Below are 12,201 nucleotides of genomic sequence, written 5' to 3'. Positions count from 1 at the left end.
GCGCGGCGGTCAGTTCCACCCGTCCGCGCCGGTTGCCGAGTACCACGCGCTCTGCCTCCACAATCCCGAGATCGGCGGCATCGGCGGGATGGATCAGCACGGTAGGGTGCGGCTGCCGCTTGCGGCTGCCGGGGGTCTCGGCGAAGCTCGAGTTGAGGAAGCTGCGCGAAGGACTGGTGGCGAGCCGGTACGGGGTTTCGTCGTCGACCCGCTCGGTGACGTCCCAATGGTCGGCGAAGCGCGGCATCTCGGCGGGATCGCAGACCCACAGGTAGCCCTTCCGTTCCGCCGTGCCCTGCCAGTTGGGGGAGAAGCGGAAGCGCCCGTCCGGCCAGGCGAAGCCGTCGCGGAAATGCGCCTTGTGCTCGGGCGGGTCGCGATCGACGAAGCCGACGGCCTCGATCTCCTCGAGCTTGCCGAGGCCGGAGCGGTCGAGCGTCTCGGCCACCATCTGGCGATCGCTGAGGTGCAGGGAAGGGTGCTCCGTGCCAAGCCGCCGCAGCAGCGCGTTCACCACCTCGAAGTTCGAGCGGCACTCGCCCGGGGCCTCGACCAGCGCCGGACCGAACAGCAGGCGGGTGTGCCCGCCGCGCCGATAATAGTCGTTGTGCTCGAGAAACATCGTGGCGGGCAGCACGATGTCCGCCATCCGCGCCGTCTCGGTCATGAACTGTTCGTGGACCACGGTGAACAGGTCCTCGCGGGCGAAACCGGCCCTGACCAGTTCCTGCTCTGGGGCGACATTGACCGGGTTGGTGTTCTGGATGAACAGCGCCTTGACCGGTGCGCCGCCCTTCAGCGCCGTGGGGTCGCCGGTGAGCACCTTGCCGATCTCGCTCATGTCGAGCGCGCGCCCCCCGGGGCCGAGGTCGTTTCCCTCGATCAGTGACTTGTCGAGGCTCCAGATCCCGGAATTGGTGTGGAAGGCGCCACCGCCGCGATGCTGCCAGGCCCCTGTCATCGCCGGGATCGACAGGGCCGCGTGCATCGCCGTGGCGCCGTTGCGCTGGCGGGTGAAGCCGTATCCGAGCCTGAAGAAGCTGCGCGGCGTCGTCCCCACGAGGTGGGCGAAGGCCTCGATCTCCGCCACGGAGAGCCCGGTGATGCTGGCCGCCCATTCCGGCGTCCGCGCCTTGAGATGGGCCTCGAACTGCGGCGAGAAGTCGGTGAAGCGAGCCATGTAGGCGCGATCGGCGAGGCCGTCCCTGAGCAGCACGTGCATGGTCGCCACCGCGAGCGCCCCGTCGGTGCCGGGGCGCAGCAGCAGCGCCATGTCGGCCTGCTCCATGGTGCCATTGCGGTAGATGTCGATGACGACGATCCTGGCCCCGCGCTCCTTGCGGGCCCGCACGGCATGCGTCATCACATTGACCTGGGTGGCCACCGCATTGGTGCCCCAGATCACCACGCAGTCGCTCTCCGCCATCTCTTCTGGGTTGGGGCCGGCCAGTATCCCGGCGCCGGCGAAGTAGCCCGGCCAGGCGGTGCCGGTGCAGATGGTGTCGTACTGGTTGGAGTAGCCCCGCGCACGCCGCAGCCGCTCGATGCCGTCCCGGTGTACGTGCCCCATCGTGCCGGCGTAGAAATACGGCCAGACCGCCTCGGACCCATATTCGGCCTCGATGGCCAGCAGGCGCCCGGCGATTTCGTCCAGCGCCGCGTCCCAGCTGATCCGCTGCCAGCCCCCATCGCCCTTTTCGCCAATCCTGCGGAGCGGATAGAGCAGCCTGTTGGGATGGTGGATACGCTCCGAGTAGCGGGCCACCTTCTCGCAGATGACCCCGGCCGTATAGGGATCGTCCTTGGCTCCGCGCACCCTGCCGATCGTGCGCGCGTCGATGAGTTCGACATCCAGCGCGCATGTCGAGGGGCAATCGTGCGGGCAGACGGAACGGGCGGTGCGGGGCGTCGTGATGGCGTTCATGCAGCAAGGCTAGCGGCTGCGCCCGGACTTGTCAGCGCCTTTCCGGCCGGCGATGCCCGACGGCCGGCGCGCCTAGCGGGACAGCGCCCGGATCTCCCCGTTCGCCCGACGCAACCGTTCCGACAGGCTCGATCCCACCGCGAGCAGCAATGCCGACCAGGTCTTCGGGGCCGAGGCGGCGAGACGCTCGATGCCCGCGCGGTCGAGCACCATCGCCAACCCCTCGGTCACCGCGATGACGTCGGCCGTGCGCGGCGCCCGGCCGAACAGGGCCAGTTCCCCGAACATCGTGCCGCTTTCGACCGTGCTGACCCTATGGCTCGGACCATTCCCCATGCGAACGGCAACCTCCACCCGCCCCGAGATCAGGAAGAACAGGTCGTCGGCCGGCACGTTCTGGGCGATGAGGGTCTGGCCGGGGACAAAGGGCTGCGGCATCAGTTCGGCCTCGAGCTGTGCCATCATGCCGGCGTCGAGCCCGGCGAGCAGGTCGAATTCGGCAAGCGGCACGCTCGTCGTCTCGTCCTGCGCTCCGGCCTGTTCAAGCAGTCGGTCCTCGAAGTACTCGAGCGCGAGGTCGATGCTGGGGAAGTGCATCTGCTGTTCGAACTCGGCCGGCACCTCGTCGGAGACGGTGACGATGGCGAACGTCTTGCCGGCCTCCTGCAGCGTTCGCCGCGCCGCGTTGAGCAGATCGAGCGCCACCGCGTCCATCCGCACCACCCGCGTCAGGTCGAGAATGAAGTAGTAGGCGCTGCTCAGGTCCTCGATCAGCCGCCGCGTCACCCGCTCGGCTTCGCTGAACCCCAGTTCCGACTGCAGCTCGTAGACGGAGATCAGGTGTCCGAAGCGATCGAGCTTCTTGGCCTGTGCGCCGCGGCGCATCCGGCGTGAATGCACCTCGTCGCCCCGGTAGAGGCGTCGGAACGGCACGAGGCCGGACCCCCGGTCCTGGAACAGGTGCAGGCGGAAGTTCGCCGAGATGTCCTCGCAGACGCCGACGCCGCGGGCGCTGTTGCCGACCGCGTCGAGCCGCGGGGAGTAAACCCCGATCCCCAGCTGGCCGGGCAGCACCGCGGTGATACCGCCGCCGACGCCGCTCTTGGCGGGCAGCCCCACGTCGAACTGCCAGCCACCGGCATAGTCGTACATGCCGCAGGTATTCATCACCGACAGCACCGCGCGCACATTGTCGGCCGAGATCGCGCGCTTGCGCGTTACCGGGTTGATGCCGCCATTGGCGAGCGTGGCTCCGAGCAGGGCCAGGTCGCGGGTGGTGACCAGCAGCGAGCACTGGCGGAAATAGAGGTCGAGATGCGCATCGATGTCGCCATCGATCATCCCCGAATTGAGTTCGAGATATGCGATGGCGCGGTTGCGGTGACCGGTGAGGCTCTCCGACTGGTAGACGGCCGCATCGAGGGCCAGCCGCCTGCCGGTGAACCGCTCGAAGATATCGAGGATGCGCTGGTAGCGCTCCTCGTGGCTGTCGCCCCGGATCAGGGCGCTGGCCGCAATCGCGCCGGCATTGACCATCGGGTTGAACGGCCGGTTGTTCTTCTCGTCGAAGGTGATCGAGTTGAACGCATCCCCGGAGGGCTCGACCCCGATCTTCCTCAGCACCACGTCGTGCCCGTGATCCTCGAGCGCAAGGCCGTAGATGACCGCCTTCGACACCGACTGGATGGTGAACTGTCGCTCGGTGTCGCCGATCTCGTAGACGAAGCCGTCGGTCGTGGCGAAGCTGATGCCGAAGCCGTCGGGCTCGACCGCGGCGAGTTCGGGGATGTAGCTGGCCAGCTGTCCGGACCGGTTGGGTAGGTGGCGATCGTAGAGTTGCTTGAGATACTGCCAGACGGGGAGTTCAGGAGTGGCGGTCGATATCTTCGTGATATCGTGATAGTGCATATCGTTGACTCTGCAGCGCCCAAAAACTAAGCAAAATAAGCACCGTGTCATTTCTTGGGCAATAGGCTTTTCGGGTCGTCACGGCCAATGGACGTGCTATTGTCAAAAGTGTGTCATGTCTGCCGGGAACAATGCGTGGGCGGCCGCGGGGCGGCGGTTCGGAGAGGGGTTTGAGATGCGAATAGTGGACGCTGTGCGCCGGGCCGCGGGAGTAGCGGTTCTGGCTCTTCTCGGGTTGTCGCCGTCTGTGGCGTGGGCCGCGAGCGGTACCGCCCTGGGGGTCGATCCGCAGGCCGAGGCCGAGACCAGCGGCATCATCCGGGTGCTGACGGTCGGTGCCGATCTCAATATCGGCGATGTCGTTCGCACCGGTGCCGAGGGGCAGGTGCAGATCAAGTTCTCCGATCAGACGGAACTGGTCGTCGGCCCGAACTCCGTGCTCACCATCGAGGACTATCTGCTGCGCGGGGACAACTCGGCTGGCAAGCTTGCCATCAACGCGCTGGCCGGCACCTTCCGTTTTGCCACCGGCGTTGCCTCCAAGGATCGTTACCTGATCACCACGCCGACCGGTACCATCGGTGTGCGCGGCACCGAGTTCGATTTCAACGTCGACGAGGAGGGCACTCAGGTCCTGCTGTTCCACGGGGCAGTGCGGCTGTGCAACACCGACGATGTCTGCGTGACCCTGGACGATGCCTGCGAGATCGGCGAGTACGATACAACGGATTCCCAGATCATCGGGCCGGCCGGCGAGACGACTGGTGAGGAGCGCGCTGCCTGGAAGGAACTGTTCCAGTATGCCGAGGATCAGTCGACCCTGAATCGCGAATTCTGGTTCGAGAAGGCCCGCGAGTGCTTCAATGCCGGCTTCGTCAACGACGTCGAGGAGTCGCTTGTCGAGGACGAGACCGACGAAGAGGCGTGCGAGATCCTCGGCTTCCTGCTGCCCGAGCAGTTCGACTATACCCGCGAGCAGCAGCTTCAGTTGCTGCTGGCCCTTCTCCCCGATTACGGCGAGGGCGAGGGCGAATATCCTTACCCGGACGACTGCTACGAGACCTTTTGACGACAGGCAGTTGCGCGAAGGCCCGCGGCGTTGAATGGCGCGCGGGCCTCTGCGCTCCCGTCGTGACGACTACTCGGGGCGGACCAGGATGACCTGGAACGTGTGCAGCTTGCCGTCGTCCTCGCGCACCGACACGTATTCCCCCGGCACGAAGCGCTCGGTGCCAAGTCTGAAGCCCGCTTCGTCGTCGGAGTCCCTGTCGAGATCGTAGTCGAAAAACCACCGGCCACCCGGTCCGTGCCGGACGCGCCCGTGGGTTTCCGTCTCGTTCGGTCGGAAACGCCGGACGCGGCAGGCCGGTCGGTTCTTCTCGTAGGCGGTCACGTCGATTGTGCCGTCCTCCTTCAGCGGCAGGTAGAGGTGGTAGCCGTGGCTGCGGTCGCCCTGCGGGTGCCCCGGTTCACGAGCCAGTTCGAGCAGGATGTGCGAGATCGTGGTCATGCGGTTCAGATCGAGTGTGTGTCGTCCGGCGTGATGTCCTTGGGCGGCTGCTGCTGGTCGGCCGGGCCGCTGCGGACGACCTCGAGCTTGACCTTGGCCACCAGCCCGGCAATCGCCGCGATGACCGCCAGCCACGGCGCGGCAAGCGCCACGACGCCGCCGGCCACCGCCCCGGCCGTCAGCGGGATCGAGAGGAAGATGTCGCCGCTCTCGCTGCGCATCTGGATCTTGCGGACGTTACCTTCCGCCACCAGCCGGTTGATTTCCTCGACCAGCTGATGGCCGGCCACCTCGACTTCCTCGGTGAATGTCTGCCACGCGCTCTTGGCGTCGCCCTTGTCCTGGTCCTTCGGATCGTCGTTCATCTTCGACCTCCTGTTGCTGTGGGTGCATACTGCCGTCCTTGCCCGCCTCCGACTTTGATGTGGCTCAAGACCGGAGCGCTCCCGGCGCTCTAGGTGGATGGTGTCTCGAGGAGGAAGTGCCTGATGTCCACTCGACCCGCCCGCCCGCCACTCGACGCCACGCCGGAGGTTGCTGACCGGCTGCATGTGCTGCCGCACGCGCGGCCCCCGATCGATCCGGGCACCCAGCCGCTCGTCGGCAATGAGAGCGTCGACGACAATCTGGCCGAAAGTGTGCGCGTCGCGATGTGGAATGCCATCGGCGCCGCCGATCGGACCGTTACTCTCGCCGTCGAGGACGGCGTGGTGACCCTCTCCGGTACGCTCCCGAGTGCCGACCAGAACCGCCGGCTTGAGGCCGCCGTGGCCGCCGTGCCGGGCATCACGCGGGTGAACAACTTCGTGCAGATATCCTCGGCCATGCGGCAGCCGCACGGGCGGGCGCCGCAGCGGCGGCGAGGACCGGAGCCATTTGCCTTTCTGACGCGCTTCTGCGGGCTCGACGAGGCCTCGACCACCGCCGCCATCCGGCAGGCCGTCACCGATCTCGACGCGCTCTTTGCCGCAAACGGGGTGCCTCGCAGCGCGGAACTCATCGTGGTCTTCCGCAACCGGTTGCCCAATGCGGTAACGCTCGACATCGGCATGCCGCTCCCGCCCGCACTCGTCGGTCACCTCGGGGAGGGGTACCGCGCCGGGTATATTTCTGCCGGCCCGCTCGCCCAGGCCTTGCCCGGGCCGGGCTTGGCCGGGGCGCTGGAAGCGGGGGAGCGTCTGGTGGCTAGAGCCTATCCGGGGCGGCGTGATCCCTTCCCCGGCTTCTGGCAGCGCTTTGCTGCGCCTCAGTTCCGGCCGTGGCAGGGTCACGTCCCGGCGCCGGTCTTCATCAGCCTCGCCGCGGAGTCGGGCGAGGCTGCTCATACTTGAACCATTTGCCCCATGGGGCGTGAAAGGAATCGATCGATGCGAAGCTTGCTGATGATGCTAGCGTGCCTTGGCCTCGTGGCCACGGCCGCACAGGCCCAGGAATCCGGCATGGTTCTGGGTGGCGACCAATACGCGGCCGGGCAGGCCGCCCGGGTGGATCAACCGGTCGGGCACGACGTGTTCATGGCCGGCTACGACGTCGATCTAGACGGGACCGTCGCCGGGGACGCCCATCTTGCCGGCTACAACGTCGTCGTGGATGCGGCCGTCGCCGGCGATGTCTACGCCGCCGGCTTCGCCGTCAGGCTGAATGCACCGGTTGGCGGTGACGTCACCGCGATGGCCAACTCGATCGTATTGTCGAGCTCCGACCCGGTAGGCGGTAACGTCCGCCTTGCCGGTGAGAGCATCACCATCGGGCGCCCGGTGAACGGAGCCGCGGTGACCGCCTCGCGTACGCTGACGCTCGATGCCGCCATTGCCGGGGACATGAACTTCTACGGTGAGAGCCTCAGCTTCGGCTCGGCAGCCCGGATCGACGGCATCCTGACCATCCGGGCACCCAAGGAAATCGCCGTGCCGACGACGGTCGCCCCGCCCGAGCGAGTCAAGTTCGAGGTACTGAGCACGCCCGACTACGTCGCCGAGGCCGGCAAGACCGCCGAGCACGCCGTGCGCGGCGTCTGGCCGGCGATCTGGGGCGCTGCGCTGTGGTGGCTGTTCCTTTTCGCCATGGGGGCCGCGATCATCGCGCTGGCGCCACGCCGCGTGCAGGCGCTCGAGGACAGCGCCGCGCGTCGACCTTTCCGGAACCTGCTGGTCGGCATCCTGGGCTTCTCGGCCATCGTCGGGCTGGTGCCGGTGTTCGCCATGACGCTGGTGGGCCTGGTTCTGCTGCCCTTCGTGCTGGTGTTCGTCGTCGTCGCCTGCGCCCTGGCCTATGTCTTCGGCGCCTTCCTGCTGATGCTGCGCGTCATGCAGGCGATGCTGACGGTCGACACGACCGGAAAGCGCGTCGGGGTCTTGGCGGCGGGTCTGGTCGCTGCCTTCCTGCTCGGCCTGCTGCCGGTGCTGGGCTGGCTGATCACGCTCGTGCTGCTTGTCTTCGGCTTCGGCGCGGTGACCGTCGTCGCCATGCGGGGCTGGACGGCCGACGCGCCCCGTCTCGCCGCAGCCGACGCTGCCGCTTGAGTTGCGGGCGCCGATTTGACTCAGCGCAAATCGGCGCCCTGCCGACCGGACTAGTGTTGGTCATCGGCTGGGGTTCCGCCTCCGCCGCACAAGAAAACGTCAAGGAAAGCGAGACACGTCGATGACCTATCATGCATGCGTCTGGATCGATCAGAAGCAGGCCAAGGTGTTCGAGATCACAGCCTCGGAAGCGGATGAGGTGAAGCTGCACGACACGCGGCCGATCCATCACCTGCACCGCAAGGCGGATCACGTCGGCCTCGGCACGGTCGAAATGGACCACGCCATGCTGGAGGCCGTGGGCAAGGCCCTGGGCAAGGCCAAGGCGATCCTGATCGTCGGGCCGGGCAAGGCCAAGACGGTCCTGGCAGGCTACCTCAACGAACACTTCCCGGAGGTCGCCAAGAAGGTGTGGGACATCCAGCCCAGTGATCATCCCACCGATGCGCAGGTGGTTGCCGCCGCCCGCACCTACTTCCACAAGGCCGATCGCATGCACTGAGAGGTTCGTCCGATGCCCGCTCCCGAGACCCGCGCGGCCCCCCGCCCGAAACTCAATCGGGAGTGGCATCTGGCGCACAAGATGCCGCGCAATCCCACCCTGGAACAGCGCCTCGAGTGGCATGCCGGCCACGCGGCGAACTGCGCCTGTCGCGAGCTGCCGCCCGACCTGCGCGCCGAACTGGAGCGGCGCGGGCTCCTGAAGGCGGAGTCCGTTGACGATTCCATCCCCTCCGGCCGGGCCGGCAAGGTCGACGCTGCAGGGTATTTCTGCAATTCCGCTAAGCACTTGTGACGCCAGCTAGACACGGTGCGAACTAGCCGCTACCCCTACTGCGCTTATTCTCAGGAGGGTCCATTGGCGACGCAGTTGCTGATCTACGAACGCGCCGTTCCGGTTTCACAGCAGCGTCACCGCGACTGGTACATCAAGACCGGCACCGACTACGGCTTTGCCGGCCGGGTGAACTCGGTGCCGCTGGTGGCCGCCGAGGTTGCCGTCGCCTCCGCCGCCTATCCGGTTGTCTTTGCGGGCGAGGGCGACGTCGTTCCGGTGGTCCTGCTCGGTGTCCGCGACGGCGAGAACCTGTACGTCGACAAGGACGGCACCTGGGACGCCAAGTACGTCCCGGCCTTCGTGCGCCGATATCCGTTCGTCTTTTCCTCGACGGACGACGGCAAGACCTTCACGCTGTGCCTCGACGAGGACTTTTCAGGCGTCAATACCGAGGGGCGCGGCGAACGGCTGTTCGACAAGGACGGCGAACGTACCCAGTACCTTAAGAACGTCCTCAACTTCCTGCAGGTCTACCAAGCGCAGTTCCAGCGGACGCAGGGTCTGTGCCGCAAGCTCGCCGATCTCGACCTGTTCGAGCCGATGCAGGCTCAGGTCAAGCTCAAGACCGGCCAGCAGCTCACGCTGGGGGGCTTCAAGGTCATCAACCGCGCCAAGCTGAAGGCCCTGCCGGCGGAGACCCTGGGCGAGCTCGCCAAGGCCGACGAGCTCGAGGTGATCTATGCTCACCTGGCTTCGCTGCGGAACTTCGGTCCGATGGTGGAGCGTATGGGCGCCGAAGGCAGCGCGGCAGGCGCACCGGCGGAGCCGGTCAGCAACTGATTTTTGTCGGCGCACCAAGCCGAATCATGCGTAAAATCAACGCCGGGGGCAGCCATGCCCTTGGGGCATTTACCTTTTATGAACCATAACGGCGCAGCCTGAGGGCGCCCCGGCACACGTGTCCGCGCGGCACGCGTCAGTTGTTCGGATACGCACTGCCACGGCGTTTCCGCTCAGGTTTAGTAGTCGGCGCGTCGCTTTGTTTATTGCTGTCGTGCTCTGATCGTCTCGATTCAGTAGGCATGACCACTTAGGCGCTCTTGCGGCGATCATGGCGGTGGATGTCGCCTTGTCGACCGTTGTCCTTTTGGGAGGGATGCGGCTTGGCCTATCCGTTCACGTCGCGCGGTCTGTGGGGCAAGCCCCGGGGCCGGCATGGCAAGCGCTCCGCGTTCCGTCCGGCAACGGCGGCGATGGACACCGGAGGACGCCGTGCGGCAGGGATCGGGGATCGCATCGTCTTCGATGCGCTCGAGCCGCGGCTGCTGATGAATGCCGACGTGCTCGGCGTCAGTCTCGCGCAATATGACGACGGTCTCGATCGCGACATGATCGTGCGGCTGGTCGAAGAGAGCCAGCAGATCGGCGAGCAGGCGGTCACCGCCCAGCGCGTCGAGATTCGCGATCGCTCGGACAACGCCCTGCTGGCCTTCGGCGACCTCGCCGAGATATCCGCGATCGCGATCCAGGGCGGCGCCGGCGCCGACACGCTGACCGTCGACGTCGCATCCTTCGGCGGACATGTGATGCCCCCGCTCGACTTTGATGGCGGGGCAGGGGACGACCGTATCGTCTTCGACAGCGACGACGCGGCCGGCTGGTCGATCACCGGCGAGAACGCCGGATCGGTCGGCGGCGTCACGTTCGGCAATGTCGAGAATCTCCAGGGGGCCGCCGGCAACGAGGATACCTTCGTGGTGCTCGCGGCCGGTTGGGTCGACGGAGTGATGGATGGCGGCGCCGGCGGATTCGACACGCTGGTGCTCGAAGCCGGTTTCGACAACGCCGTCTATCTGCCGACCGGCGCCGATTCCGGGCTTTTCGACCTTGATGGCAGGCAGCATCGCTTTGCCGGTCTCGAACCCGCCACGGTCAGCGCCTCCGGCGGCGTCGTCACCGTCGACATGTCCGAACTCAACGGCAACGGCGGGGTCAACGCCCGCCTGCGGCCGGTCGACGGCACCGATTCCGGCTACGAGGCCTACGACTTCGTGCTGGAGAACAATGGCGGGACCGCCTTCGAGAAGATCTACTTCGCGGCGCCGACATCCGGCGTCGTGATCCTGCTCGCCTCCGGCGACGACACGCTGGCGCTCGAGGGCCTCGGGACCGGGCTGGGGTTCGACCTGTCGGTGGGCGGGGGGCTGGGCACCGATACGGTGACCTTCGCCGGTACCAGCGGCTTTGAGGATCACTCCATCACCGTGACGGCCGAGGTGATCTCGGTGAGCGCCGGTGCCGTGCTCTCCACCGGCACCGCGGCCCTGTCGCTGACCGCCCTGTCCAGCCTTTCGGACACCAGCGCCGGAACGGGGCAGACCATCGCCGCGACAGCGGCGGCGAACACTTCGCTGACCGTGGCTGCGGGCGCGCAGCTCTCGGGTGGCGCGATTTCGCTCGAGGCGCGCAGCGCCGCTGCCGGCACCGCCACGGGGACCGGAAGCACACTCGAGTCGCTCAGCGCCATGGTCGGCGGCACTGCCAGTGTCAGCGTCAGCGGTTCGGTCGCCGCCAGCGGTGCGCTTCTGGTCAAGGCGCAGGTCGATTCCAGCATCGTTGCCGCGGTGAGCAACGCCACCGGTACGGAGATACTCGGAGCTGCATTCGACCAGGTAGCGCTGACCTCGACCAACTCTGCCACCGTGAGCATCGGCGCGGCCCATCTGTCGGGCGCGACCGTCGAACTGTCCGCCGACACCAGTGTCGCCATCACGCTCGACGTCTCCGACGTGACACTGCAGGGCCTGAGCTTCGGCAGTGAAAACGTCGCCATCGCCACCACCGTGACCAACATCAGCACGGTGACGCTCGACGCCGCCGCGACGATCGACCAGACGGGCGGCGGCACCATCGGCTCGACCGCTGCCGCCGTCGTGGTCTCGGCGGACGACGTCACCGAGGTCACCGTCGACTTCTCGGCGGCCAGCAACCTCCAGGTTCCGATTCTCGCCGATTTCTCGCTGATGTTCGACGCGGTCGAACTGAGCATCGATGTCGACCGCACCACCGAGGTGGAACTGGGCGACGCGGACGCGCTGGGCGCGGCAACGCCGCCCACGGCGGATCCGACGATCGATGCCGCCGGCGCAGTCCTCGCCCGTGCGAGCAGTTCCGGGACCATCAGCGCCACCGTCGATACCGATTTCGTCGGCATCGCCGCGATCGATGCTACCGAGAACACCAGGGTGCGCGGCAAGGGCCTGAGCATCGAGGGTGGCGGTCTGTCCCTCGTGGCCGGCTCGGACACGGATCATACGGCCAAGGGGCTGTGGGCCAGCAACACCGTCGATGGAGCAACGACCGCGAGCCTGTCGTACGCGACGGTCGACGTCAGCGGCGGGATCACCGTCTCGGCCACCGACACGTCGGGGTTCATCGCCTGGGCGCTGCCCGCCACCTTCACCGAGGAGCGCGTGAAGGACAACGAGGGCAACATCATCATCCCCGAGCTGTCGATCCAGACCAGCTACGCGGCCAACCTGATCGACAAGGCGGTCAC

General features: G+C 66.9%; 11 protein-coding genes. 7 read left to right on the top strand and 4 right to left on the bottom strand.

From position 1 onward, the window contains the following. Together ACE3TU_RS12445 and glsA are read right to left on the bottom strand one after the other, a co-directional pair. Nucleotides 1-1,924: molybdopterin-dependent oxidoreductase (locus ACE3TU_RS12445; RefSeq protein WP_374624606.1), on the bottom strand; the 1,924-nt coding region annotated here is incomplete at its 3' end. A gap of 72 nt (nt 1,925-1,996) precedes the next feature. Beyond that, entirely contained in the window at nt 1,997-3,832 is a 1,836-nt protein-coding gene (glsA, locus tag ACE3TU_RS12440; RefSeq protein ID WP_374624604.1) for a glutaminase A, read from the bottom strand. 247 nt (nt 3,833-4,079) lie between these two features. Here glsA and ACE3TU_RS12435 point away from each other — a divergent pair, with 247 nt between their 5' ends. Continuing rightward, nucleotides 4,080-4,901, top strand: a complete 822-nt coding sequence (locus tag ACE3TU_RS12435; RefSeq protein ID WP_374624603.1) for a FecR domain-containing protein — start codon at nt 4,080-4,082, stop codon at nt 4,899-4,901. Nucleotides 4,902-4,970: 69 nt separating this feature from the next. Here the strand turns inward: ACE3TU_RS12435 and ACE3TU_RS12430 are convergent, their stop codons facing one another. Further along, a complete protein-coding gene (locus tag ACE3TU_RS12430) occupies nt 4,971-5,342 on the bottom strand; it encodes a hypothetical protein (RefSeq protein WP_374624601.1) in 372 nt (123 codons plus the stop codon). Nucleotides 5,343-5,347: 5 nt separating this feature from the next. After that, on the bottom strand, nt 5,348-5,707 hold the full coding sequence (locus ACE3TU_RS12425; RefSeq protein WP_374624599.1) for a DUF4342 domain-containing protein: 360 nt from the start codon (nt 5,705-5,707) through the stop codon (nt 5,348-5,350). Nucleotides 5,708-5,830: 123 nt separating this feature from the next. Between ACE3TU_RS12425 and ACE3TU_RS12420 the strand changes: the two genes are divergently transcribed. The 6 genes from ACE3TU_RS12420 to ACE3TU_RS12395 form a co-directional block, all read left to right on the top strand. Next, nucleotides 5,831-6,673, top strand: a complete 843-nt coding sequence (locus ACE3TU_RS12420) for a BON domain-containing protein (protein ID WP_374624597.1) — start codon at nt 5,831-5,833, stop codon at nt 6,671-6,673. Nucleotides 6,674-6,709: 36 nt separating this feature from the next. Continuing rightward, nucleotides 6,710-7,864 (top strand): hypothetical protein, encoded by a 1,155-nt coding sequence (locus tag ACE3TU_RS12415; RefSeq protein WP_374624595.1) that lies wholly within the window; start codon nt 6,710-6,712, stop codon nt 7,862-7,864. A gap of 121 nt (nt 7,865-7,985) precedes the next feature. Further along, nucleotides 7,986-8,366, top strand: coding sequence for a translational machinery protein (locus ACE3TU_RS12410; RefSeq protein ID WP_374624594.1), 381 nt, complete (start codon nt 7,986-7,988; stop codon nt 8,364-8,366). A 12-nt stretch (nt 8,367-8,378) separates the two neighbouring features. Further along, nucleotides 8,379-8,660, top strand: coding sequence for a hypothetical protein (locus tag ACE3TU_RS12405; RefSeq protein ID WP_374624592.1), 282 nt, complete (start codon nt 8,379-8,381; stop codon nt 8,658-8,660). A 63-nt stretch (nt 8,661-8,723) separates the two neighbouring features. Further along, nucleotides 8,724-9,482: a SapC family protein gene (locus ACE3TU_RS12400; protein WP_374624590.1), complete on the top strand. Its 759-nt coding sequence runs from the start codon at nt 8,724-8,726 to the stop codon at nt 9,480-9,482. Between the two features lie 323 nt (nt 9,483-9,805). Further along, nucleotides 9,806-12,201: LEPR-XLL domain-containing protein (locus ACE3TU_RS12395; protein WP_374624588.1), on the top strand; the 2,396-nt coding region annotated here is incomplete at its 3' end.

Source organism: Devosia sp. (assembly GCF_041917035.1).
Lineage (GTDB): Bacteria > Pseudomonadota > Alphaproteobacteria > Rhizobiales > Devosiaceae > Devosia_A.
This window is presented reverse-complemented; position numbering and strand designations above follow the sequence as displayed.

Excerpts from the sequence above, each read along its gene's own strand:
- glsA (WP_374624604.1), bottom strand. The coding sequence starts at position 3,832 with ATGCACTATCACGATATCACGAAGATATCGACCGCCACTCCTGAACTC.
- ACE3TU_RS12430 (WP_374624601.1), bottom strand. The coding sequence starts at position 5,342 with ATGACCACGATCTCGCACATCCTGCTCGAACTGGCTCGTGAACCGGGG.
- ACE3TU_RS12425 (WP_374624599.1), bottom strand. The coding sequence starts at position 5,707 with ATGAACGACGATCCGAAGGACCAGGACAAGGGCGACGCCAAGAGCGCG.
- ACE3TU_RS12420 (WP_374624597.1), top strand. The coding sequence starts at position 5,831 with ATGTCCACTCGACCCGCCCGCCCGCCACTCGACGCCACGCCGGAGGTT.
- ACE3TU_RS12415 (WP_374624595.1), top strand. The coding sequence starts at position 6,710 with ATGCGAAGCTTGCTGATGATGCTAGCGTGCCTTGGCCTCGTGGCCACG.
- ACE3TU_RS12410 (WP_374624594.1), top strand. The coding sequence starts at position 7,986 with ATGACCTATCATGCATGCGTCTGGATCGATCAGAAGCAGGCCAAGGTG.
- ACE3TU_RS12405 (WP_374624592.1), top strand. The coding sequence starts at position 8,379 with ATGCCCGCTCCCGAGACCCGCGCGGCCCCCCGCCCGAAACTCAATCGG.